The sequence below is a fragment of the Microbacterium oryzae genome, assembly GCF_009735645.1.
Lineage (GTDB): Bacteria > Actinomycetota > Actinomycetes > Actinomycetales > Microbacteriaceae > Microbacterium > Microbacterium oryzae.
Genome location: NZ_CP032550.1, coordinates 1010935 through 1033263 on the forward strand (window position 1 = coordinate 1010935; position 22329 = coordinate 1033263).

Here is a 22329-nt window from a genome sequence, read left to right on the forward strand (position 1 = left end):
AGGCTTTCGGGCTAACCCGTGCCGAGGGACTACATTACCCGAACCGGGCCCGGGGTCCAAACCCGCTCGGGACGCCTGGCGTGTCGCTTCGAGACTGCGCCGACGCTCGCGCACCGCTCCCCCGCTCCGAGATCGCGTGCAGCGCAGGCGGTCTCGGAGCGAAGGTGCGATGTCGCGGGTCAGCCGAGCTTCTCCACCAGCGCGGTGAGGCGGCGCAGCGACTCGGGCTTGCCGAGCAGCTCCATCGACTCGAACAGCGGCGGCGAGACGCGACGGCCGGTGATGGCCACACGCGGCGGGCCGTAGGCGACGCGAGGCTTGAGGCCCAGCTCGTCCACCAGCTTCGCGCTCAGCGCGCCCTGGATGGCCGCGGCCGCGAACGCGTCCTCCGGCACCTCCTCGAGGGCCGCGAGGCATGCCGTGAGCACCTCCGCCGCGTTGGCGGGAAGCCCGGAGAGCGCGTCCTCGGCGTACTCGATCTCGTTCGAGAACAGGAAGCCCAGGAGGCCCGGTGCGTCGCCGAGCAGCGGCAGACGCTCCTGGATGAGCGGCGCGGCCTGCGTGAGCAGCGCACGCTGGCCATCCGTCGGGATCTCGTCGACGAGGCCGGCCTCGGCGAGGTACGGCACGATCCGCTCGGCGAAGTCCTCGGGCGCGAGCATGCGGATGTGGTCGCCGTTGATCGACTCGGCCTTCTTCTGGTCGAAGCGGGCCGGGTTCGGGTTCACGGCCTCGATGTCGAAGGCGGCGACGAACTCCTCGAGTGAGAACACGTCGCGGTCGGGGCCGATCGACCATCCGAGAAGCGCGAGGTAGTTCAGCAGTCCCTCGGGGATCATGCCCTTCTCGCGCTGCAGGAAGAGGTCGGCGCGAGGGTCGCGCTTCGACAGCTTCTTCGTGCCGTCGCCGAGCACCAGCGGCATGTGGCCGAAGCGCGGGATGAAGGTGGTGACGTCGGCGTCGATGAGCGCACGGTAGAGCGAGAGCTGGCGCGCGGTCGACGGCATGAGGTCCTCGCCGCGGAGCACGTGGGTGATGCCCATGAGCGCGTCGTCGACGGGGTTCACGAACGTGTACAGCGGGATGCCGTTGGGTCGCACGATGACGAAGTCCGGGAAGGAGCCGGCCGGGAACGTCACCTCGCCGCGGATGAGGTCGACGTAGGTGAGGTCCTCGTCCGGCACCCGCAGGCGGAGCGCGGGCTGACGGCCCTCGGCGCGGAAGGCCGCCTTCTGCTCGTCGGTGAGGTCGCGGTCGAAGTTGTCGTAGCCGAGCTGCTTCGCGCGTCCGGCGGCCTCGTTGCGGGCGTCGATCTCCTCGGCGGTCGAGAAGCTCTCGTACACGAGCCCCGCGGCGAGCAGCTTGTCGAGCACCTCGCGGTAGATGTCGTGGCGCAGCGACTGCCGGTAGGGAGCGTGCGGGCCGCCGACCTCGACGCCCTCGTCCCAGTCGATCCGGAGCCAGCGCAGCGCGTCGAGGAGCTGCCGGTAGCTCTCCTCGCTGTCGCGGGCGGCGTCGGTGTCCTCGATGCGGAAGACGAGCTTGCCGCCGTGGTGGCGGGCGTAGGCCCAGTTGAACAGGGCGGTGCGGACGAGGCCGACGTGGGGCAGGCCGGTGGGCGACGGGCAGAAGCGCACGCGCACGTCAGCGCCGGTGGCGGTCGTGGTGCGGGGATCGGGAGCAGACATCCCGTCCATTCTAGGCGGCGCGTCAGCGACGACCGAGGGGCGACAGCAGCGTCGTGAGCGCGACGAGCGCGAGGCCGGTGAGCGCGAGGACGCCGTACCCCCACTGCCCGAGCACGAGCCCCGCCAGCACCGCGCCGACCGCGGCGGACGCCGTCATCAGCGTGTCGCTCATCCCCTGGCGCCGCGGCCGCGGCGCGAGCGGCGTGCTCTCGGTCAGCAGGGCGGCGCCGGAGACGGTCGACGCGCTCCACCCCAGGCCGAGGAGGAAGAGCGCCGCGACCACCGCCATCCGCTCGCCCGGCCACGTGCTGGCGATCAGCAGCGAGGTCGCGAGGACCGCCTGGCCGAGGAGCACGACACGCACCCGACCCCAGCGGTCGGCGAGCCATCCGAAGACCGGCGACAGGCCGTACATGCCCAGCACGTGCAGGGCGATGGTGATGCCGACGAGCAGGGTCACCGCCTCGGTCGCCCCGCCGTGCCCGGCGTGCCCCGCGTGCGCGAGGTGCTGGAGGTGGACCGGGGTCATCGCCATCACCGACGCCATGACGACGTGCGACGCCGCGACGGCGAGCATCGCGTAGCGGGCCGCGACGGGGCGATCGACGTCGGCGCCGGGCAGGGCGACGCGAGCGTCGTCGCGCGCGAGGCGCTGCGCGAGGAGCAGCGGGTCGGGCCGCAGGGCGATGAGGTACAGCGCGAGCGCCGCGGTCTGCGCGACGATCGAGAAGAGGTAGGCGCCGGTGAGGGGCGGCATGCCGACGACACGGCCGAGCGCCTCGCCGGGGGTCAGCAGCAGCGGACCGAGGACGCCGCCGACCGTCGTCGCCCAGACCACGACGCCGAGGTCGCGACCCCGATGCGCGCTCTCGGCGAGATCGGTCGCCGCGAACCGCGACTGCAGGTTGCCGGCGTTCCCTGCACCGATGAGGACGACCCCCACCAGCAGCAGCGGGAACACCCGCATCGCGGCGGCGGTGATGACGATCGCGATGCCGACGAGCGCGAAGAGGTTGCCGAGGGTGAGCGCGACGCGTCGCCCGCGCGCAGCCGCGAGACGGGCGAGGGGGATGGCGCAGAGCGCGGCCCCGAGGGTGACCGACGCGGTCGCGAATCCTGACAGCGACTCCTCGCCGGAGATGTCCGCAGCCAGCAGTGCGCCGAGCGACACCGTGGCGCCGAAAGCCACGCCGCCCAGCACCTGGCCCAGCGCGAGCACGCGCACGGTCCGATGCTGGACCTGCGCGCGCTCGAGCGCGGGGGCGGACACGTCAGGCGTCGCGCGCGGTGTTGCGGAGGATGCCGAGGCCGGGGATCTCGACCTCGATCGCGTCACCGGCCTCGAAGGGACCGACACCGGCGGGTGTCCCGGTGAGGATGACGTCGCCCGGCAGCAGCGTGAACGCCTCCGACACGTGCGCGATGATCGTCGGCACGTCGAAGATCATGTCGCTGAGCGGCGCCTCCTGCTTCACCTCGCCGTTGAGGCGCGTGACGAGCGAGCCGTTCGCGAGGTCGAACTCGGTCTCGATCGCCGGGCCGAGCGGGCAGAACGTGTCGAAGCCCTTCGCGCGCGACCACTGGCCATCCGTGCGCTGCAGGTCTCGAGCGGTGACGTCGTTGGCGATCGTATAGCCGAAGACGACGCTCAGCGCGTCTTCGACGGCGACGTTCTTCGCGATGCGGCCGATCACGATGGCCAGCTCGCCCTCGAACTGCGTGTCGGAGCTGAGCGCCGGGCGCACGATGGCGTCGCCGGGGCCGATCACCGACGTGTTCGGCTTGAGGAAGAGGAGCGGCTCGTCGGGCACGTCGTTGCCGAGCTCCGCCGCGTGGTCGCGGTAGTTGCGGCCGACCGCGACGACCTTCGAGCGCGGGATGACCGGGGCGAGCAGCGTGACCTCCGAGACGGGCACGCGCGCGCCCGTCGTCTCGAATCCCGCGAAGAGCGGATCGCCCGCGAGGACGACCAGCTCGGACCCGTCGAGGATGCCGTACGTGATGGCTTGGTTGTGGCTGAACCGGGCGATCTTCACGCGGCCAGCCTATCCGCCGACGGGTCCGAGCTCGCGATCAGGCGTCGAGCCGGCGCAGCCAGCCCTTCGTGTCCTCACGACGGCCGTACTGGATGTCGGTGAGCTCCTCGCGCAGCGAGAGCGCGAGCTCGCCCAGCGGCTGGGCGTCTTCGAAGCCCTCGCCCTTCAGCGTGCCGATGGGCGTCACCACAGCGGCCGTGCCGCACGCGAACACCTCGACGATGTCACCGGAGGCGACGCCCTCGCGCCACTCCGCCAGCGAGACACCGCGCCGCTCGACCCGGTGACCGCGGTCGGCCGCGAGCTCCAGCAGCGAGTTGCGCGTGATGCCGTCGAGGATGCTCTCGGAGGCGGGCGTCACGAGCGTGCCGTCCTTCTTGACGAAGACGATGTTCATGCCGCCGAGCTCCTCGACGTTGCCGTCGGAGTCGAGGAAGACGACCTGGTCGCAGCCCTTCTCGTACGCCTCCGACTGCGGCAGCAGGCTCGACGCGTAGTTGCCGCCCGTCTTCGCCGCTCCCGTGCCGCCCTTCGCGGCGCGGGCGTAGTTCTCGCTCAGCCAGATCGACACCGGCTTCACGCCGCCGGTGAAGTACGAGCCGGCCGGGCTCGCGATGAGGTAGTACGCGTACTTGTGCGCGGGTCGCACGCCGAGGAAGGCCTCCTTGGCGAACATGAACGGGCGCAGGTAGAGGGTCTGCCCCTCCTTCTCGGGCACCCACGCGCCATCGACGGCGATGAGCTCCTCGAGCGACTGCAGGAAGTGCTCGACCGGCAGCTCGGGCATCGCGAGACGACGCGCGCTGCGCTGCAGGCGCTTGCCGTTCTCCTCCGGGCGGAACGTGTAGATCCCGCCGTCGGCGTGGCGGTACGCCTTGAGCCCTTCGAAGACCTCCTGCGCGTAGTGCAGCACGGCCGCGGCCGGCGACAGGCTGATCGGGCCGTAGGGCTGCACACGCGGGCGGTGCCATCCGCCCTTCTCCGACCAGCAGATGTCGACCATGTGATCGGTGAAGATCGTGCCGAAGCCGGGATCCTCGAGCATCTCGGCCCGCTGAGCGGGCGAGACGGCGGCGAGGTTCTTGGTGACGGCGAAGTCGAGGGGCGGAAGCGGAGCGTCGGTCATGAGTGTTTCCTGTCTGCGCCGGAGGCGTCGGTCGGGTTCAGGCCTGCAGTCGGGCGGTGATCGCGTCGCCGATCTCGGCGGTGGTGCGACCCGACCCGGTGCGGGAGGCGATGTCGTCCTCGATCGCGCGCGATACGCGAGCGGCCTCGTCCTGCAGACCGAGGTGGTCGAGCAGGAGGGCGACGGATCCGATCGCCGCGGTGGGGTCGGCCTGCTGGGTGCCCGCGATGTCGGGAGCGGAGCCGTGGACGGGCTCGAACATCGAGGGGAAGTCGCCGTCGGGGTTGATGTTGCCCGAGGCTGCGAGTCCGATGCCACCGGTGACGGCGCCGGCCAGGTCTGTGAGAATGTCGCCGAAGAGGTTGTCGGTGACGATGACGTCGAAGCGACCCGGGTTCGTGACCAGGAAGATCGTCGCGGCGTCGACGTGCAGATAGTCTACGGCCACCTCCGGATGCTCCTGCGCGACGGCGTCGACGATGCGCTGCCACAGCGAGCCCGCGTTCACGAGCACGTTGGTCTTGTGCACGAGGGTCAACCTGCCGCGACGGCGCTCGGCCAGGTCGAACGCGTAGCGGACGACGCGCTCGACACCGTACGCCGTGTTGACGCTGACCTCGTTCGCGATCTCCTGCGGCGTGCCTCGGCGGATGGCCCCGCCGTTCCCGACGTAGGGGCCCTCGGTGCCCTCGCGGACGACGACGAAGTCGACGTCTCCGGGCTCGGCGAGCGGGCCGGACTGACCGGGGTACAAGCGCGACGGACGCAGGTTCACGTAGTGGTCGAGGGCGAAGCGCAGCTTCAGCAGCAGGCCGCGTTCGATGTTCGCGTCCTTCAGGCGCGGGTCCCCCGGCTTGCCGCCGACCGCGCCGAGGAGGATGGCGTCGTGCTCGGCGATAGCCGCGAGATCCTCGTTGGTGAGGGTGTCGCCGGTCTCGAGGAAGCGGCCGGCGCCGAGGGAGAAGCGCGTCTTGTCGAAGGTCACATCGCTGTCCGCGGTGACGGCGTCGAGCACCTTCTCGGCCTCCGCGACGACCTCGGGCCCGATGCCGTCACCCGGGATGACGGCCAGTTTCACGACGCGCGACATTGCTCTCCTTCGGATCTCGATTCGCGCCGAGGCCCGACATCAGTGCGTCGCGCTCTCCCGGCGTCCTCCCAGGGTAATCGCCGCGACGACCATCGCGATCACGACGAGGCCCGCGCCGATGAGGGACGTCGCGGTCACTCCCCCGTCGAATGCGGCGGCCGCGGCGTCGCGGAGCGCCTGCCCGGTCGGACCGCCGAGCGCATCCGCCGCGTTCATCGCACCCGCGAGCGTCTCCTCCGCGTGGCCCGCGAGCTCGGCGGGCACGCCGTCCGGAACGACGAGGTGCGTCCGGTACCACCACGTGAGGATGCCGCCGAGCACCGACGTGCCCAGCACCGCGCCGAGCTCGTAGGCGGTCTCGGAGACTGCGCTGGCGGCCCCCGCCTTCGCGGCGGGGGCGTTCGCGAGGATGAGCTCCCCCGACACGGTCTCGGCCGCACCGACACCGGCGCCGAGCAGTGCGAAGCCGAGGACGAGCATGCCGACATCGTGCGCGCCGACGAAGGCGACGATGAGATAGGCCGCCACCGAGAGCACGAGAGCGCACGGGATGACGATCGACGCCCGCACGCGGCGCGCGATGGGGGTCACGATGAACCCGCCGGCGATGGAGGTGAGCGCCCCGGGCAGCAGCGCGAGGCCCGCGACCATCGGGCTCAGCCCGACGATCATCTGCAGGTGCTGCGAGACGAAGTACAGGAAGCCCACGATCGCGATGACGCTGAGGAGGTTCACGCCGAGTGACCCGCTGAACCCCGCGCGACGGAAGAGCGACATGTCGAGCATGGGATGGGCCATCCGCAGCTGACGACGCACGAACAGCCATCCGAAGATCGCGCCGACGACCACCGGCAGCCCGCCGGCGACGCCGTGGACGGCGACCTCCTTGATCCCGTAGGCGACGGGGCCGAGCGCGAGCATCGACAGGAGGATGCTCCAGCCGTCGATCGCGCCGGGGTGCGGATCGCGGCTCTCGGTCACGAAGATCGGGGCCAGCACGAGCATGAGGACGAGCATCGGGACCGCGAGGAGGAAGACGCTCTGCCACGGGAAGTGCTCCATGAGGAACCCGCCGACGATGGGGCCGAGCGCGCCGCCGGCCGAGAACATCCCCGCCCATACGGCGACCGCGATGCGCCGCTGGTTGCGCTCGGGGAAGATCGAGCGCAGCAGCGACATCGTCGAGGGCATCAGGGTCGCGCCGAACAGGCCCATGGCCGCACGTGCCGCGATGAGCCAGCCCGCGGTGGGCGCGAACACGGCGAGCACCGAGACGATCGTGAATCCGACCGCGCCGGTGAGGAGCAGCCGGCGCCGTCCGAATCGGTCGCCGAAGGAGCCCATCGTCACGAGGAGCCCCGCGAGCACGAGCGAGTAGGCGTCGATGATCCACAGCTGCTCGGCGCTCGTGGGCTCGAGGTCCTGCGCGATCGCCGGCAGCGCGAAGTTCAGGATGGTGTTGTCAATCGACACCAGCAGCACCGGGAGCATGAGCACCGCCAGCGCGGCCCAGGCGCGCCATCCTGCTCGCTGCGTCGATGAGGTCTCGATCGTCCCCGTGGTCATCTCGTCCGTCCCGCCATCCGATTTCTATACCGTCCAGATGGTACAGTAATAGCCATGGCTGGGCATACACCGGGCGGATGGCCCTGGGCTGGGGGGACGAGGTGAGCCGCCCCCCGCGGGCGCGCGACAAGGTCCTCGACGCCTTCGAGGACGTGCTGCGGGAGGACGGCGAGCGGGCCGCGACCCTCGAGAACGTCGCCCGCCGCGCGGGCGTCTCGAAGGGCGGGCTGCTCTACCACTTCCGCACACGGGACGCGCTCGACGTCGGCCTGTTGGAGCGCATGCAGGGTCTCGCCGCCGCCGACCTCGAGACCATGGCCGCGGCGCCCGAGGGGCCCGTGCACTACTTCCTCGCGACGTCGGGGCACGTCGGCAGCCCGTTCGACCGGGCGATCCTCGCCGTCAGCCGGCTCGCGCACGGCGGCAACGTGCCCGCCCGCACAGCGTTGACGGAGCTGCGCACGATGTGGGCCGAGGCCATCCGCCCGCACGTGCGCGACGAGGCCGCCCTCGACCTCGTGCTGCTCGTCAGCGACGGGCTCTACATCAACACGGCATCGCTGAACGACGTGCCGGGGCCGGTGCCTACAGGTGCCGCCCTCGAGGCGCTGATCCAGCTCGTGGAGGGCGCGACGCGCGAGTGACGCGCGGGCGGATCCGCGCGCTTGCGGGGTCGGTGGTGCGGAACTCGCGGCATCCGGGCTCAAAGCGCGAGAACGGCACCACCGAATTCGCGCGCGCCGCGCTCGGTGGTGCGGAACTCGCAGATTCGCGACTGAAAGCGCGACAACGGCACGGCCGAACCGGCAGACGCCGGATTCCGTGGTGCGCAACTCCCGCCATCCTGCCCGTAACGCGCGAACGGCACCGCCGAAGCAACCAGCCCGAACGCGACGAAGCCCTCGCCGAGGCGAGGGCTTCGTCGCGAGGAGGATCAGGCCTCGACGACCTCGATCTGCCGGATGACCGACGCCTCGATGGCGGCGCCCACCTCGGCGAGCAGCTCCTCGGGCACGCGGGAGTCGACCGTGAGCACCGACAGCGCCTGACCGCCGGCCTCGCGGCGCGCGATCTGCATGCCGGCGATGTTGATGCCGGCCTCGCCGAACTTCTGGCCGTAGACGGCGACGATGCCCGGGCGGTCGGTGTAGAGCATGACGATGTGGTGCTGGTCGATCGGCACCTCGATCTCGTGCCCGTTGATGCCGACGATCTTCTGGATCATGCGGGTGCCGGCGAGCGTGCCGGCGACCGTGAGCACGGTGCCGTCGGAGAGGGCGCCGCGGAGCGTCGTGAGGTTGCGGTATTCCGGGCTGTCCTTCTCGACGATGAGGCGCGTCTCGATGCCGCGCTGCTCGGCGAACAGCGGCGCGTTGACGTACGAGACGTTCTCGCTCACGACGTTCGACAGGATGCCCTTGAGCGCCGCGAGGCGGTAGACGCTCACGTCGTAGTCGGCGAGCTCGCCGCGCACCTCGATGTCGAGGCTCGTGACCGCGGAGGTCGCGAGGCCGCTGAAGACCTGCCCGAGCTTCTCGACGAGCGCGATGCCCGGGCGCACGAACGGGTCGATGACGCCGCCGGCGACGTTCACCGCGTCGGGCACGAGGTCGCCCTCGAGCGCGAGCTTCACGGACCGGGCGACGGAGACGCCGGCCTTCTCCTGCGCCTCGGCGGTCGAGGCGCCGAGGTGCGGCGTGACGACCACGTTCGGCAGCGCCGTGAGCGTGGTGTCGGCGGGCGGCTCGCTCGTGAAGACGTCGAGGCCGGCGCCGGCGATCTCCCCCGCGACGAGCGCGTCGTAGAGCGCGTCCTCGTCGATGAGCCCGCCGCGTGCGACGTTGATGACGTACGAGGTCGGCTTCATCGCCTTGAGCTGCTCGGCGCCGATCATGCCGGTGGTCTCCGGCGTCTTCGGCATGTGGATCGTGAGGAAGTCGGCCTGCGCGACGAGCTCGTCGAGGCTGAGGAGCTCCACGCCCAGCTGCTGCGCACGCGCGCTCGTGACGTACGGGTCGAAGGCGACCACGCGCATCCCGAAGCCCTGCATGCGGGCGGCGACGAGCGCGCCGATGCGGCCGAGGCCGACGACGCCGAGGGTCTTCTCGAAGAGCTCGAGACCCGTGTACTTGCTGCGCTTCCACTCGCCCGCACCCAGCGAGGCGCGCGCGGCGGGGATGTGGCGAGCGAGGCTGAGGATGTGACCGCAGGTGAGCTCCGCCGCCGAGATGATGTTCGACGTCGGGGCGTTGACGACCATGACGCCCGCGGTGGTGGCGGCCTTGATGTCGACGTTGTCGAGGCCGACGCCGGCGCGGGCCACGACCTTCAGGTTCGGCGCGTGGCGGAGGGCCTCCTCATCGACCTTCGTGGCCGAGCGAATGAGGATGGCGTCGGCCGCGGAGAGCGCGTCGAAGAGCGCCGGGCGGTCGGTGCCGTCCACATGACGCACATCGAAGTCGGGGCCGAGCGCCTCGATCGTTGCGGGAGAGAGTTCTTCGGCGATGAGCACGACGGGCTTCGGCACGGATGGATCCTTCGATGCGTTTGTGCGCGGGCGCGCGGGAGCGGGAAGACGCGCCACACGCCGTGGGGGCGCGACGGCGACCACTCTAGCGGAGCGGCGGAGGGCCGCCGTGCCGCGGCGTCACGCGACGACTCCGACGCGGCGCCTCAGAAGAGGTTGGAGGGGTTGGCCGTGAAGGCCTGCATGTCGAGCCAGAACACCGCGGTGAGCGCGAGCCCCGCCAGCAGCGACACCGACAGCCAGAGCGCGCCGCGCGTGCGGCCGAGCCCGAAGGCGACCGCGAAGGCGGCGATCGGCACCAGCACGGCGAGGATCAGCACGACCCACGCGATCGCCGACAGCGAGATGTCCTGCGCGGAGGTGGCCTGCACGAGCGTCACGAGGTAGGTGACGGCGCTCCACACGGCGTAGGCGTAGAGCAGGGCGAAGAGGCCGGCGATGACGGCGACGACCCACCCGGGAGTCCGGCGCCTCGGCACGCTCGAGGTCACTGCCCCACCACCCCCACCATCACGAACGGCCACGGCACGAGCAGCACGATCCCCGCGGCGAGCCACGCGAACCGCTTCCACTGCGCGACCCGGCGGGTGCCGAGCCAGGTCACGAGGAACCACAGCAGCGGCGCGGCGATCGCCAGCACCATGCTGCCCTGGAACATGAAGTCGGCGACGGCGTCCGTGCTCTGCTCGATGCGCTCGCGCAGGCGCGTGGCGCCGAGGTACCAGCCGACCGTCCACAGCAGCAGCACGCCGCCCATGACGCCGAGCGTGACGAGCGCGACGCTGCCGAGCGGGGGCGCAGCGGTGTCCGCACCGACGCCATGCGCTTCGTCGTCCGCCGAGCGCACGCGCTCGTGTCCGCGACCGACCGCCCGCCAGCCCTTCGGCAGGGTCGAGCCGTCGCCATCCGCCTGCTCGTCGGGCGTCGTGGCGTCGCCGCTCGGGTCGAGCGTCGGGTCGTCGTCACCGTCCCAGCTGAGGGCGTCGTCTTCGCGGGAGGCCATATCGCCAGGGTACAAGCTCAGCCGGCTCAGTCCTCGATCTTGCGCTTGCGCCAGCGGATGCCGGCGTTGATGAGGCCGTCGATGTCGCCGTCGAAGACGGAGGCGGGGTTACCGACCTCGAAACCGGTGCGCAGGTCCTTCACGAGCTGCTGGCCGTAGAGGAAGTACGAGCGGATCTGGTCGCCCCAGCTCGCGGTGATGTTGCCCGCGAGCTCCTTCTTCTTCGCCGCCTCCTCCTCCCGCTGCAGCAGGAGCAGGCGGGTCTGCAGCACCCGCATGGCCGCGGCGCGGTTCTGGATCTGCGACTTCTCGTTCTGCATCGACACGACGATGCCGGTTGGGAGGTGCGTGAGGCGGACGGCGGAGTCGGTCGTGTTGACGGACTGCCCGCCGGGGCCGGACGAGCGGAAGACGTCGACGCGGATGTCGTTCTCCGGGATCTCGACCTCCTGCGCCTCCTCCATGAGCGGGATGACCTCGACGGCGGCGAAGCTCGTCTGGCGCTTGTCGGCCGAGCCGAACGGGCTGATGCGCGCGAGGCGGTGCGTGCCGGCCTCCACCGAGAGCACGCCGTAGGCGTAGGGCGCGTCGATCTCGAACGTCGCCGACTTGATGCCGGCGCCCTCCGCGTAGGAGGTGTCCATGACCTTCACGGGGTACTTGTTGCGCTCGGCCCAGCGCAGGTACATGCGCATGAGCATCTCGGCGAAGTCGGTCGCGTCGTCGCCGCCGGCGCCCGAGCGGATGGTGACCACGGCGGAGCGCTCGTCGTACTCGCCGTCCAGCAGCGTCTTCACCTCGAGGTCGCCGATGACGCGCTCGAGATCCGTGATCTCCTTGCGGGCCTCCGCGACCGAGTCCTCGTCGCCCATCTCGTTGGCGAGCTCGACGAGCACCTCGAGGTCGTCGAGGCGACGCTCGACGGCCTGGATGCGCGCGAGCTCCGACTGGCGGTGGCTCAGAGCACTGGTGACGCGCTGCGCATTCGCGGTGTCATCCCACAGGCCGGGCTCGGAGGCCTCCTGCTCGAGACGCGCGATGTCGGCGCGGACACCGTCGACGTCGACCACCTCTCGGATGTTCGCGAACGTGGTGCGCAGCGCCTGGATCTCGGCGGAAGGATCGAACTCAAGCATGACGCTTCAGCCTAGCCTGCTCGGGATACCGTGGGAGCCGATGTCCTCCTCGCAGACCGCCTCGTTCGATCCGATTCGCCGCTACGGATTCATGGTCTACGGGCCGACGGCGCTGTACTCGCTGGGGCAGGGCGCCATCCTCCCGCTCCTTCCCGCCCTCGCCACGGACCTCGGCGCGAGCCTGCCCGCGGCCGCCCTCATCTCCGCGGCGATCGTCATCGGGCAGCTGGCCGGCAACATCCCGGCCGGATGGCTGGTGTCGCGTCTCGGGGAACGCCGGACGATGATCATCGCCGCTCTCGCCTCGCTGATCGGCATCGCAGGGATGCTCGTGGCCACGAACATCGCCGTCCTCGGTTTGTCGGTGCTGCTGGAGGGCTTCTTCGCGGCGTCGTTCGCGGTGGCGCGGCACACGTTCATGACCACCCGCGTGCCGTACACGCACCGAGCGCGCGCACTGGCGCTCGTCGGTGGCTCCTTCCGACTCGGCGGCTTCACCGGCCCCTTCGTGGCGGCGGGCCTGCTCGCGCTCTTCGGCGATGAGCACGCATCGGTGTGGTTCTTCGCCGCGTGCCTCGTCGGCGTCGCCGCTCTCGTCGCCTTCGGACCGGACCCCGAGGAGAAGGCCCGCATCGCCGACCGGATGGCCGAGCCTCGCGTCGCCGAGGAGGCGGCGGACCCCGTCGCGGAGGAGGACACCGGCGAACCCGTGTCGGCGCCGGTGACCGAGCGCATCGGCGTCTTCCGGACCATGCACCGCCACCGTGCGCTGCTCGCGCGGCTCGGCACGACCGCCGCGTCGCTCGCCGCCGTGCGCTCGGCCCGGCAGGCCGTGCTCCCGCTGTGGGGCGTCTCGATCGGACTCGACTCGCAGACCATCGCGCTCGTCGTCGGCGTCGCCGGAGCGGCGGAGTTCTCTCTCTTCTACGCGAGCGGGCAGATCATGGACCGGCACGGCCGGCTCTGGGCGGTCATCCCCGCGCTCCTCCTCATGGGCGCCGGCTTCGGCGGGCTCGCGTTCACGCACGACGTCGACCACACCGCGCTGTGGTTCGGCGCCCTGGCGGTCGTCATCGGCGTCGGCAACGGCCTGTCGTCGGGCATCCTCATGACCCTCGCCGCCGACGTCGCCCCACCGAAGGACCCCGCGCCGTTCCTGGGCGCCTGGCGGACGCTGACGGACGGCGGCGCCGCGCTCACGCCGCTGCTCGTCTCGGGCATCACCGCCGCCGCGTCCCTGCCCGTGGCCTGCGGCCTCGTCGGCGTCGTCGCACTCGCCGGCGCGGGCGCCTTCCTCCGCTACGTGCCGCGCTACGCGCCCCGGCGCTGACGCAGCCGGCCTGCTGCCCGTCGGGGCCAGTCAGTTGAGCGCGGTGCGGCTGGTGGCGGTCGCCTGCAGCGGGACACCGGATAGCACGAAGGCGCTGACGAAGGGCGCCCGCCAGGTGATCGACACGGTGACCCGTGCCGACAGGCCATCGGGCGTCCCCGCCGAGACGAGCACCGGATCGCCCGGCATCGCCGCCACGACCGCCTCCGCCTGAGCGCGCACCGACGCATCGTCGAGCACCGCGCGCGCGGCCTCTCCGTCGACGACGAGCGTGAAGCCATCCGCCCCGGCCAACGCGGCGGCGTCGGCGACGGCGTCGAGGCGCTTCTGCGCGAGGTGGAGGGACGTGGCGCTGGCGGACACGACGATGAGCGCGATGGCGAGCACCGCGTAGGCGATCGTGAGCGGCAGGACGCTCCCCCGCTCATCGCGCAGGAGCGTCACGGCGCACTCCAGAAGCGCGACACCTTCTGCACCGAAGCCGCCTCCACGGGCACGCTCGTGAGACGGTCGAGGCCCAGCACCGGCGGGACGAGCGGGAGAGGCACCGTCGCCCCGACGGTGACGATCACCGATGCCCCGGCTCGCGGGCACTCGCCGGCGGGGACGCACGAGAGGGAGACCTCCAGCGCGTCGCCGTCCAGGCCGTACTCGGCCGCGACCGCGTCGATCACCCGCGGCAGCGCTTCCGCCGCCTGCTGATCGGCGCCCGTCCGCGCGACGGCGTGAGCCGCGTGCCGAGCCGCGGCCTCCACGCCGAGGGATCCCTCCTGGACGGCACTCAGCGCGACGACGAGGTAGGCCAGCGGCACCAGCAGCACGAGACCGGCGACGAGGAACTCGAGGGCGGCCGACCCGCTCTCGTCACGCAGGCCCCGAATCGCCTCACTCCAGGCCTTCGACCGGGGCACGAGCGCTCACCTCCAGCGTGCCGGGCAGGCCGACGAACCCGATGACCGGCGTCGCGGACCGCACCCTGACGACGAGCGCGTCGCCCTCGCGCGAGACGACGACATCGCGCGCGTACTCGGGGCCGACGGATCGCTCGATGAGCGTCCGCGTGCGCTCCGCGCCGCCGGCGGGCCCCACATCCGCGAGGGCGGCGTGGTACGCGCCCTCGACTGCTGCGTCGTGCAGCACGTTGCGGACGTGGACTGCGAGCCCCAGCTGCACGACGGCGAGGGTGAGCGCGGTGAGGAGCGCCGCGACGAGGACGAACTCGGCCGTGCCGGAGCCGCGTTCGTCGTCGCGCAGGCCCGGCGTCGGCATCTCAGATCCCGTTGACGCTGCTGATCGCGCGCTCGAACAGGCCCGTCAGTGCTGGGCCGGCGAGCGCCCAGATCAGGACGACCAAACCGGCGGACATTAACGTGATCAGGACCCATCCCGGGACGTCGCCGCGTTCATCATCGGCGACGTCGCGGATGACGTCGCCCCAGGCGGTGCGGGTGCGGACGAGGAGGTCGTGCAGTGCCGTGGTGCTCATGGCGGTTCCTTTCTGGGTCGCTCAGCCGAAGCCGAGGCGGAGCATGACGATGCCGGGGAAGACGGCGAACAGAACGCTGAGGGGCAACAACCCGAAGACGAGAGGGAGGAGCATGAGGATCTCCTTGCGCCCCGCCTGCTCGATGAGCCCGCGCTTTGCCTCCTCGCGCGCGTCGGCCGCCTGCGCCTGCAGGGTCTGGGCGAGCGGGGAGCCGCGCTCGATGGCGGCGACGACGTGCTCGACCGCGCGCCCGAGCGCAGGCACCGGGAGTCTCCGCGCCATGGCCACCAGCGCGTCCGGCAGCGTGGATCCCGTCCGCACGTCGAGGACGACCGAGCGCAGCTCGGCGGTGAGCTCCCCCGAGCCGAGAGCCGCGACCCGGCCGATGCTGTCGAAGATCCCCTCTCCGGCCGCAAGGCACAGGGCGAGGAACTCGAGGACCGTCGGCAGCTCCTCGGCGACCCGCGCCATCCGGGATCGCGCTCGCGCGGTGAGGAGGAGATCGGCCCCGATGGCGCCCGCTGCAGCGCACACCAGCGGGAGCGCGAACGAGGGGGCCGAGAGCGACCCACCCAGCGCGACGACGATGACGGCGAGACCGCCGGCGACGAGGCCGACGAGGGTCGCCGCCAGCTGCTGCCCGCGGAAGGCTCCGACGTCGACCGGGCGCCCGGCCTGTGCGAGGCGGCGCGCGATGCCCTCGTTCCCGCCGAGCACGGCGGCGAGACGCCGCTGAGCCGCCGCCCACAGCGCGCGGAATCCGCCCGCGATCGCGGCGCCGGGATCGGCCACGCCCGTCCAGGCTGTGGTCCCGGCCGGACCGGTGATGTCGCGCAGATACGGCGCGATACGACGCGCGAGGCTCGGCGCGCTCCATCGCGGGGTGAGCATGAAGAGGGCCCACACACCGGTTCCGAGCGCGCCGCCCAGCAGCAGCGCGAGGGCAGCGTCCGTGGCCCAGATCACGCGAACCACCTCCGCGGCTCCGGCAGGCGGCCGATCCGCAGCATCACGCGGAAGGCCACGAGCGAGACGACCGCGCCGGCGAGGAGGAGCGCGTTCCCCTCCGGGCTCGCATACGCCGCCGCCCCCTCCGGCCGCATCGCGAGAAGCGCGACGATCACCCACGGCGCACCGGCGCCGAGGATGGCCGCGCCGCGCGTCCAGGACTGGCGGGACTCGACCTCTGCGCGCAGCGCGGCGTCCGCGCGCACGGACGCCGAGAGCGCACGCAGCACCGGGGTCAGCTCGGTTCCGCCGACCTGGCGCGCCATGCGCAGCGTCTCCACGATGCGATCCGCCATCGGGTCGGCGAGCGCGGTCTTCAGGCGGTCGGCGCTGGAGTCGAAGTGGCCGGAGGCCGCCATATCGCGCTCGAATGCGGCGAAGGCCCCCCGGAGGGGCGCCGGCGCCGACCAGGCGAGGGACGAGATGGCGTCGGGCAGCGACATGCCGGCCCGGACGGAGGCGATGAGGAGGTCGCAGACATCGGGCCAGAGCGTCCGTCTGCTCCGCACGAGACGCACCGCACGCGAACGCAGCCACAGCAGGGGCGCGGCGGCGCCCGCACCGGCCGCCAGCAGCGCGAGGACGACCACCGAGGTGGCGAGCCAGACCGCCGCGGCCGCGGCGAGCGCCGCCGCCGCGCAGAGCGCACCGAGGACGCGCGAGGGGATGTGCGCGAGTCCCGCCGATTCCAGCAGCGCGGACAGCGCGGTCGGTCGTGTGCGGACGACGCGCTCGCGCACCGGCCAGAGCCACGGCGCCAGCGCGAGGAGCACCCCGGCGGCGAGCGCGGCGCCGAGGAGGAGGGTCACCGCCATCGCTCCCCCGTCCGGAAGAGCGTGCGCGTCTCCGGCACGCCATCGTCCACGCGCCCCGTCGGAGCGATGATCTCCTGCACTCGGCGGCGTCCGTCCTCCGCGCGCTGGCAGTGCACGACGAGATCCACGCTCGCGGCGATCGCGGGCACCACGAACTCGCGCCCGATGTTCCGTCCCGCCAGGAGCGGCAGCGCGGCGAGCTTCCCCAGCGCATCGAAGGCGGAGTTGGCGTGGATCGTGGCTGCTCCCGGGATGCCGGTGTTGAGCGCGAGGAGGAGGTCCAGCGCCTCGGCGTCGCGCACCTCGCCCACGACGATGCGGTCGGGGCGCATCCGCAGCGCCTCCTTCACCAGGCGGCGGAGCGTGATCTCGCCCGTGCCCTCCAGGCTCGGCTGGCGCCCCTGGAGCGCGACGAGATCGGGCGCATCCACGCCCAGCTCGAACGTCTCCTCGACCGTCACGATCCGGTGCGAGGGCGGGCAGGCCGCGATGAGCGCGCCGAGGAGCGTGGTCTTGCCCGCATGCGTGGCGCCGGACACCAGCACGCTGCGCCCGTGTCGCATCGCGTCACGGAGCAGCGCGGCGGCCTCCGGCGCCAGCGATCCGATCTCCTCCAGCTGCTCCAGGCTCCGCACGTGCGGCAGGAACTTGCGGATGTTCACGGCCCAGTGACGCCGCGCGATGCCGCCCAGGACCACATGCAGACGCGAGCCGTCGGGGAGCGCCGCGTCGACGAACGGCTGCGACAGGTCGATGCGCCGGCCCGTCGCATGGAGCATCCGCTCCACGAGGTCGCGCACGGCGGAATCGGTGAGCGCCAGCGGGAGGCGCTCGGAGACCCCGTCTCGCGCGACGAAGATCTTGTCCGGTGCGTTGATCCAGAGCTCCTCCACGGACGGGTCGTCGAGATGCTCCTGCAGCGGGCCGTATCCGGTGACCGCCGCGAGCACCTCGCGCACGGCCGCCTGCTCGTCGTCGACCGGTGCCAGTCCGCGTGCCAGGGCGAAGTCGTTGTGCCGACGCACCTCCGCCTGCGCGATCCGGCGCACGGCGTCGGGCACCCGCGAGGGATCGGTCTGGTCGGCTCTCAGCCGGTCCCGGACTCGCTCGGCGACGACGCTCATGACGGGGGTCACCCGGCCATCCTCACTCAACCGGCGAAACAGCCCCGGAACTTATCCACAGGCGCCGCCAGCGGCTAGGCGGCGCGGGCGCGGGCCATCCGCTGCACCGTGCGCACCACCCCGCGCAGCGGCACGCCCACCACACCCGCGAGCACACCCGAGGGCGAGCGGTCGAGCGGGCCGAGCACCTGCTTCCGCTCCCACGCATCGCGCAGCATCCCGCCTCGCCGAGACCAGGAAGCTCGGGGCGGAAGCACCCCCGCCCGCCGCAGGCCGACGAGCTCAGCGAGCTGCTCGCGCCAGTCGTCATCGCCCGCCGAGTGCAGGTAGTTGTCGATCCGCCAGCGCGGTTCGGCATGGCGGAACCGGCGCGCGACCACATCGTCCTCGTCGCCGAGGAGCCCGCTGCCCGCGAAGACGAGATTGATCATCTCCGCCGACACCCCGAAGGTGTCGAGGGCGAGCACCGGGATCTCTCGCGCGACCGCCTCGATCGCGGCGGTCGAGCTCACCGTCAGCAGCCCCTCGGCCTCGTCGAGGGCCTCCGCCATCGGCGCGGTCGAGAGCACGACGTTCGGCGGCAGCACCCCGAGGGCGGCGAGCAGGTCGGGGTACGCGTCGGTCTCGTCGTGCGTCTGCCGTTCCCCCGCGGTGGCGCGCAGCTTCACGACGACCCGGCGCTCGGGATGGGCCTCGGCGGCCCGCACGAGGAGACGCGCGACCCGCTCACGGTCACCGCGCTCGCGTGGGACGACGGCCTGCGCGGCGAAGACGAGATCGGTGCCCCCGTGTCCTGCGCGCTCGTCGCCACCCCCCTGCAGAAACGGCAGCGTCGCCAGCGCGAAGCGCTGCGTCACCGCGTCGCCGTGCTCCGCGGCGAGAGCGGCGAACTCCCGCCGCTCCCGGTGCGAGTGCAGCACGAGCAGGTCGCACTGCGCGCGGTAGACGAGCGCCTTGCGGGTGGCGGGGATGGCGATGCCGGGCAGTCCCGAGACGATCACCGGCCGCGGGTGCAGCTCCGCGACCTCGCGGGCGAGCACCCGGACCACGGGGCCGCGCGCGGCGAGGAGGACGGCCGCGGGCGGATCGGCCCGCAGGCGCTCGAGCAGGCCCGAGAGGTTCCTCCGGGTGACCGCCTCCTCCGGCACACCGCTGCCGCAAAGCGCCGCTCGCTGCTGAGCGGGGCTGGCGACGAGCGGCGTCTCCAGCACGACGAGCTCCGGGCGCCATCCGTCCCCGGCTGATCCGAGCGTCGCCGCTGCCCACTTCACGTAGGAGTCGGAGTCGGCGACGGCGAGGAGGCGCGGGCGACGGTCCCGCGTCACGTCGTGACGCGACGCAGCTTCGCCATCGGCGCGAGCTCGCCCTCGTATACGCGCTTGACCCCGTCCCCGAGGGCCGCCTCGATGACGCGGATGTCCCGGACAAGATGCTGCAGGCCCGCCGGCTCGAGGGATGCGGCGTGGTCCGAGCCCCACATCGTGCGATCGAGGGTGACGTGGCGCTCGACGGCCACCGCTCCGAGGGCGACGGCCGCCAGCGACACCTGCAGGCCGCGCTCGTGCCCCGAGTAGCCCACGGGCACGCCGGGGTACCGGTCGCGAAGCGAGGGGATCATGCGGAGGTTCGCCTCCTCCGGCTCCATCGGGTACGTCGAGGTCGCGTGCATGAGGAGCAGCCGGTCGGTGCCGAGCACCTCGATCGCGGCGTCGATCTGCTCGGTCGTCGACATGCCGGTGGAGAGGATGACCGTCTTGCCCGTGTCGCGGAGTGCGCGGAGCAGCCCGTGGTCGGTCAGGCACGCCGATGCGACCTTGTGGGCGGCGACGCCGAGGTCCTCGAGGAACGCCACGCTCGGCTCATCCCACGGGGAGGCGAACCACTGCAGTCCGCGCAGCACGGCGTGATCGGAGACCTCGATGTACTGCTCGCGGTCGAACTCCACCCGTCGGCGGTAGTCGAGGTACGTCATCGTGCCCCACGGCGTCTCCCGCGGGACGTCGCGCATGTGCGCGGGCGTCGCGAGCTCGGGGGTGCGCTTCTGGAACTTCACGGCCTGGGCGCCCGCGTCGGCGGCGACGTCGATGAGGCGCTTGGCGAGCTCGACGTCGCCGTTGTGGTTGAGGCCGATCTCGGCGATGACGTAGGCGGGTCGGCCTCCGCCGATCACACGCTGCCCGATGCTGACGGTCATGTTCGCTCCTTCTCGAGTGCTCGGGGGGATGGCCGAAGGGCGCGTGCGCGGAGCACGCGGTCGGCGAGATCGCGGACGGCGCCGGCGCCGCCCGGACGGTCCACCACGACGCGGGCCGCGGCGAGGACGAGGGGATGCGCGTCAGGGACGGCCACCGGCCATCCGACGATCTCGAGGCACGCGAGGTCGTTGACGTCGTTGCCGAGGTAGGCGACGCGCGAAAGCGGCACTCCGGCGGCTTCCGCCCACTCGCGCAGCGCCGCGGCCTTGCGACGCCGCCCCTGGATGACGTCCACCCGGAGCTTCCGGGCGCGGGCGGCGACGACGGGGTTCGTCTCGGTCGACAGGATGAGCACCGGGATGCCCGCGTCGCGCAGCAGCGCGACGCCCATGCCGTCGGACCGGCTCACCGTCACGGCCTCGGCGCCGGACTGCGAGACGATCACGGTGTCGTCGGTGTGCACGCCGTCGAAGTCGGTCACCACCGCATCGACGTCGACCGCGACGGGGAGGTCGACGAGCGGCGCGAGGGCGCGCGCGGCTTCCAGCTCGGTCTCGGTGTCGATCTCGATCGCGGTGCGCTCCGGCACCGCGGCCACCTCGGTGCGGCCGAAGAAGCGGTGCCCGGCGGTGCGGAAGCCCGCGGCGTCGAGCACGTAGAAGGCACCGGTCTCCCGGTAGTGCGGTGCGCGGTCCTGGCGGCGGGGACGGTGCGCGGCGTCGTGGGCGACCGCGATCGCCGCACCGTCGCCATCCGTCGCCCAGAGGAACGCGTACGTCTCCACCGCGGAGAAGACCACGTCGCTTCGGCCTCCGCGCACCCGGTCGATCGCGGCCTCGAGCGGCGCGACGGGGATGAACGGCGAGGTCGCCTGCAGGAACACGACGACGCCGACGTCGACGCCGTCCGCGCCGAGCTCATCGAGGGCGTGCCGGAGCGCACTCTCCGACGACGCGGTGTCACCCGCGATCTCGTCGGGGCGCCGGATGGTCTCCGCTCCCCATTCCCTGGCCACGCCCGCGATCTCGTCGTCGTCGGTGCTCACCACCACGCGATCGACCGACGGGCACCGCTGGGCGGCGTCGATGGCCCGGGCGACGAGGGGCACCCCGCCCACGCGCCGCAGGTTCTTGCGGAGGACGCCCTTGGATCCGCCGCGCGCGGGGATGATCGCGACGACCTCGCTCACCGCACGCTCCCCACCGCGCGCTGCCGCGGCGGCTCGGTGCGCAGGCGCGCCCTCGAGCCGGCGAGGACGAGGGGAAGCGTCGTCAGCGTGCTGGAGGGGAGCGTGAAGATGTCGCGGAGGTCGGGCGCACCGGCGAGTACGAGCTCGACGGGGAGGTGCGTCGGCCTGACCTCCACCATGCCGACCTCCGAGACCGCGCGCAGCTGCTCGGGGGTCTCCCGGCGGTGCGGCAGGTACACGACGGGTCCATCGATCGTGGTCGCCCGCACCCAGCGCAGGTAGTCCAGCGTCGGCATCCGCCCGTCGACGGGGCGCGCGCTTCCGAGAACGACCCGCGGCCCGAGGGCTGCACCGGCGCGCGCGGTCGACCGCGTCCATCCGAAGTCATGACGCCGCATCTCGACGCCCCAGCCGTGAAGCATCGTCGCGCGCTCGGCGAGGTCGAACGCCGTGAAGAACGAGACCCGCCCCTGCAGGGCACGCCGCAGCACGATCTCGAGGGCCGCCGGCGCGGTCGCCCGGGTCAGGCCGCGCTCCTCCACGTGCGGCCGCGCGTACGGGCGTCGCCCGAGCATCGTGTCGGCGAACGGCAGCACGTGGGCTCCATCGTCGAGGAAGGTGATGCGAGACGGACGGAGGACCGCGGCCGCCAGGCGGAACTGGCCGGAGAACCCGTCGCCCACCAGCCAGTGACCGTGCTGCGCGAGGAGGCGCCATGGAATGCCGAGGTACGGCGCCATGGCACCGAGCAGGGCATCCCGCCGGCGCAGCTCCGTCGCCGTCTCGGGGATCTGGTCGGTGAGCCGGCACGCGACGGGAACCGCCGTCCCGTGCGCGGCCGCCCATTCCGCCGCGCCCAGCAGCTGCAGCGGGGACTCCACCCATGCGAGGACGTCGTCGCGACCCATCTCATCTCCTGTCGCTCGTGCGTCCACGTTCTGCGCGACGAATGAACGCGAGCCGGTCGGCAGGCGGCGGGCGCGCGTCCGACCGGTGAACGATGGGTGCGT

23 protein-coding genes are annotated in these 22329 nt (G+C 72.3%); 2 read left to right on the plus strand and 21 right to left on the minus strand.

All coding sequences use genetic code 11. The features are described 5' to 3' along the window. Window positions 1–179: 179 nt before the first annotated feature. The 6 genes from gltX to D7D94_RS04720 are packed head-to-tail and all read right to left on the minus strand — an operon-like array spanning window position 180 to window position 7506. On the minus strand, window positions 180–1688 hold the full coding sequence (gene gltX / locus D7D94_RS04695) for a glutamate--tRNA ligase (protein WP_156241530.1): 1509 nt from the start codon (window positions 1686–1688) through the stop codon (window positions 180–182). A gap of 22 nt (window positions 1689–1710) precedes the next feature. Continuing rightward, entirely contained in the window at window positions 1711–2958 is a 1248-nt protein-coding gene (locus tag D7D94_RS04700; protein WP_156241531.1) for an MFS transporter, read from the minus strand. A 1-nt stretch (window position 2959) separates the two neighbouring features. Next, on the minus strand, window positions 2960–3724 hold the full coding sequence (locus D7D94_RS04705) for a fumarylacetoacetate hydrolase family protein (RefSeq protein WP_156241532.1): 765 nt from the start codon (window positions 3722–3724) through the stop codon (window positions 2960–2962). A 37-nt stretch (window positions 3725–3761) separates the two neighbouring features. Further along, window positions 3762–4850, minus strand: coding sequence for a branched-chain amino acid aminotransferase (locus D7D94_RS04710; protein ID WP_156241533.1), 1089 nt, complete (start codon window positions 4848–4850; stop codon window positions 3762–3764). Between the two features lie 37 nt (window positions 4851–4887). Then, window positions 4888–5940, minus strand: coding sequence for a 3-isopropylmalate dehydrogenase (locus tag D7D94_RS04715; protein ID WP_156241534.1), 1053 nt, complete (start codon window positions 5938–5940; stop codon window positions 4888–4890). A 39-nt stretch (window positions 5941–5979) separates the two neighbouring features. Beyond that, entirely contained in the window at window positions 5980–7506 is a 1527-nt protein-coding gene (locus tag D7D94_RS04720) for an MFS transporter (RefSeq protein ID WP_156241535.1), read from the minus strand. Between the two features lie 77 nt (window positions 7507–7583). Between D7D94_RS04720 and D7D94_RS04725 the strand changes: the two genes are divergently transcribed. Next, window positions 7584–8150, plus strand: coding sequence for a TetR/AcrR family transcriptional regulator (locus D7D94_RS04725; RefSeq protein ID WP_156241536.1), 567 nt, complete (start codon window positions 7584–7586; stop codon window positions 8148–8150). 290 nt (window positions 8151–8440) lie between these two features. On the opposite strand, the gene serA is transcribed toward D7D94_RS04725, so the two are convergent. The 4 genes from serA to prfB form a co-directional block, all read right to left on the minus strand. Next, a complete protein-coding gene (serA, locus tag D7D94_RS04730) occupies window positions 8441–10033 on the minus strand; it encodes a phosphoglycerate dehydrogenase (protein WP_156241537.1) in 1593 nt (530 codons plus the stop codon). 146 nt (window positions 10034–10179) lie between these two features. Beyond that, the gene (locus D7D94_RS04735; protein WP_156241538.1) at window positions 10180–10524 is read right to left on the minus strand and encodes a hypothetical protein; all 345 of its coding nucleotides are present in this window, start codon (window positions 10522–10524) and stop codon (window positions 10180–10182) included. Further along, window positions 10521–11036: a DNA polymerase III subunit gamma/tau gene (locus D7D94_RS04740; RefSeq protein ID WP_156241539.1), complete on the minus strand. Its 516-nt coding sequence runs from the start codon at window positions 11034–11036 to the stop codon at window positions 10521–10523. Before D7D94_RS04740 ends, D7D94_RS04735 begins: the two co-directional genes overlap by 4 nt. A gap of 26 nt (window positions 11037–11062) precedes the next feature. Further along, window positions 11063–12172, minus strand: coding sequence for a peptide chain release factor 2 (gene prfB, locus D7D94_RS04745; RefSeq protein ID WP_156241540.1), 1110 nt, complete (start codon window positions 12170–12172; stop codon window positions 11063–11065). 40 nt (window positions 12173–12212) lie between these two features. On the opposite strand from prfB, the gene D7D94_RS04750 reads away from it, so the two are divergent. Continuing rightward, on the plus strand, window positions 12213–13502 hold the full coding sequence (locus tag D7D94_RS04750) for an MFS transporter (RefSeq protein ID WP_156243322.1): 1290 nt from the start codon (window positions 12213–12215) through the stop codon (window positions 13500–13502). Window positions 13503–13532: 30 nt separating this feature from the next. Here D7D94_RS04750 and D7D94_RS04755 read toward each other — a convergent pair whose 3' ends face one another. The 11 genes from D7D94_RS04755 to D7D94_RS04805 form a co-directional block, all read right to left on the minus strand. Further along, window positions 13533–13946: a pilus assembly protein TadG-related protein gene (locus tag D7D94_RS04755; RefSeq protein ID WP_156241541.1), complete on the minus strand. Its 414-nt coding sequence runs from the start codon at window positions 13944–13946 to the stop codon at window positions 13533–13535. After that, window positions 13943–14413, minus strand: a complete 471-nt coding sequence (locus tag D7D94_RS04760) for a TadE family protein (RefSeq protein ID WP_156241542.1) — start codon at window positions 14411–14413, stop codon at window positions 13943–13945. The genes D7D94_RS04755 and D7D94_RS04760 overlap by 4 nt, the downstream gene beginning before the upstream one ends. Continuing rightward, entirely contained in the window at window positions 14388–14771 is a 384-nt protein-coding gene (locus D7D94_RS04765) for a TadE/TadG family type IV pilus assembly protein (protein ID WP_156241543.1), read from the minus strand. Before D7D94_RS04765 ends, D7D94_RS04760 begins: the two co-directional genes overlap by 26 nt. 1 nt (window position 14772) lies before the next feature. Continuing rightward, window positions 14773–14988 (minus strand): hypothetical protein, encoded by a 216-nt coding sequence (locus D7D94_RS04770; protein ID WP_156241544.1) that lies wholly within the window; start codon window positions 14986–14988, stop codon window positions 14773–14775. A 21-nt stretch (window positions 14989–15009) separates the two neighbouring features. Next, window positions 15010–15954 (minus strand): type II secretion system F family protein, encoded by a 945-nt coding sequence (locus D7D94_RS04775; protein ID WP_156241545.1) that lies wholly within the window; start codon window positions 15952–15954, stop codon window positions 15010–15012. Continuing rightward, entirely contained in the window at window positions 15951–16811 is an 861-nt protein-coding gene (locus D7D94_RS04780; RefSeq protein WP_343032145.1) for a type II secretion system F family protein, read from the minus strand. Before D7D94_RS04780 ends, D7D94_RS04775 begins: the two co-directional genes overlap by 4 nt. Then, the gene (locus D7D94_RS04785) at window positions 16802–17947 is read right to left on the minus strand and encodes a TadA family conjugal transfer-associated ATPase (protein WP_425486981.1); all 1146 of its coding nucleotides are present in this window, start codon (window positions 17945–17947) and stop codon (window positions 16802–16804) included. The genes D7D94_RS04780 and D7D94_RS04785 overlap by 10 nt, the downstream gene beginning before the upstream one ends. A 62-nt stretch (window positions 17948–18009) precedes the next feature. Continuing rightward, a complete protein-coding gene (locus D7D94_RS04790) occupies window positions 18010–19260 on the minus strand; it encodes a DUF6716 putative glycosyltransferase (RefSeq protein ID WP_156241546.1) in 1251 nt (416 codons plus the stop codon). Then, window positions 19257–20129 (minus strand): N-acetylneuraminate synthase family protein, encoded by an 873-nt coding sequence (locus D7D94_RS04795; protein ID WP_156241547.1) that lies wholly within the window; start codon window positions 20127–20129, stop codon window positions 19257–19259. Before D7D94_RS04795 ends, D7D94_RS04790 begins: the two co-directional genes overlap by 4 nt. Next, window positions 20126–21319, minus strand: coding sequence for an acylneuraminate cytidylyltransferase (locus D7D94_RS04800; protein ID WP_156241548.1), 1194 nt, complete (start codon window positions 21317–21319; stop codon window positions 20126–20128). Before D7D94_RS04800 ends, D7D94_RS04795 begins: the two co-directional genes overlap by 4 nt. Continuing rightward, window positions 21316–22227 (minus strand): hypothetical protein, encoded by a 912-nt coding sequence (locus D7D94_RS04805; protein ID WP_156241549.1) that lies wholly within the window; start codon window positions 22225–22227, stop codon window positions 21316–21318. Before D7D94_RS04805 ends, D7D94_RS04800 begins: the two co-directional genes overlap by 4 nt. Between the last annotated feature and the right edge of the window lie 102 nt (window positions 22228–22329).

Excerpts from the sequence above, each read along its gene's own strand:
- gltX (WP_156241530.1), bottom strand. The coding sequence starts at position 1,688 with ATGTCTGCTCCCGATCCCCGCACCACGACCGCCACCGGCGCTGACGTG.
- D7D94_RS04710 (WP_156241533.1), bottom strand. The coding sequence starts at position 4,850 with ATGACCGACGCTCCGCTTCCGCCCCTCGACTTCGCCGTCACCAAGAAC.
- D7D94_RS04715 (WP_156241534.1), bottom strand. The coding sequence starts at position 5,940 with ATGTCGCGCGTCGTGAAACTGGCCGTCATCCCGGGTGACGGCATCGGG.
- D7D94_RS04720 (WP_156241535.1), bottom strand. The coding sequence starts at position 7,506 with ATGACCACGGGGACGATCGAGACCTCATCGACGCAGCGAGCAGGATGG.
- D7D94_RS04725 (WP_156241536.1), top strand. The coding sequence starts at position 7,584 with ATGGCCCTGGGCTGGGGGGACGAGGTGAGCCGCCCCCCGCGGGCGCGC.
- D7D94_RS04740 (WP_156241539.1), bottom strand. The coding sequence starts at position 11,036 with ATGGCCTCCCGCGAAGACGACGCCCTCAGCTGGGACGGTGACGACGAC.
- prfB (WP_156241540.1), bottom strand. The coding sequence starts at position 12,172 with ATGCTTGAGTTCGATCCTTCCGCCGAGATCCAGGCGCTGCGCACCACG.
- D7D94_RS04750 (WP_156243322.1), top strand. The coding sequence starts at position 12,213 with ATGTCCTCCTCGCAGACCGCCTCGTTCGATCCGATTCGCCGCTACGGA.
- D7D94_RS04765 (WP_156241543.1), bottom strand. The coding sequence starts at position 14,771 with ATGCCGACGCCGGGCCTGCGCGACGACGAACGCGGCTCCGGCACGGCC.
- D7D94_RS04770 (WP_156241544.1), bottom strand. The coding sequence starts at position 14,988 with ATGAGCACCACGGCACTGCACGACCTCCTCGTCCGCACCCGCACCGCC.
- D7D94_RS04780 (WP_343032145.1), bottom strand. The coding sequence starts at position 16,811 with ATGGCGGTGACCCTCCTCCTCGGCGCCGCGCTCGCCGCCGGGGTGCTC.
- D7D94_RS04795 (WP_156241547.1), bottom strand. The coding sequence starts at position 20,129 with ATGACCGTCAGCATCGGGCAGCGTGTGATCGGCGGAGGCCGACCCGCC.
- D7D94_RS04805 (WP_156241549.1), bottom strand. The coding sequence starts at position 22,227 with ATGGGTCGCGACGACGTCCTCGCATGGGTGGAGTCCCCGCTGCAGCTG.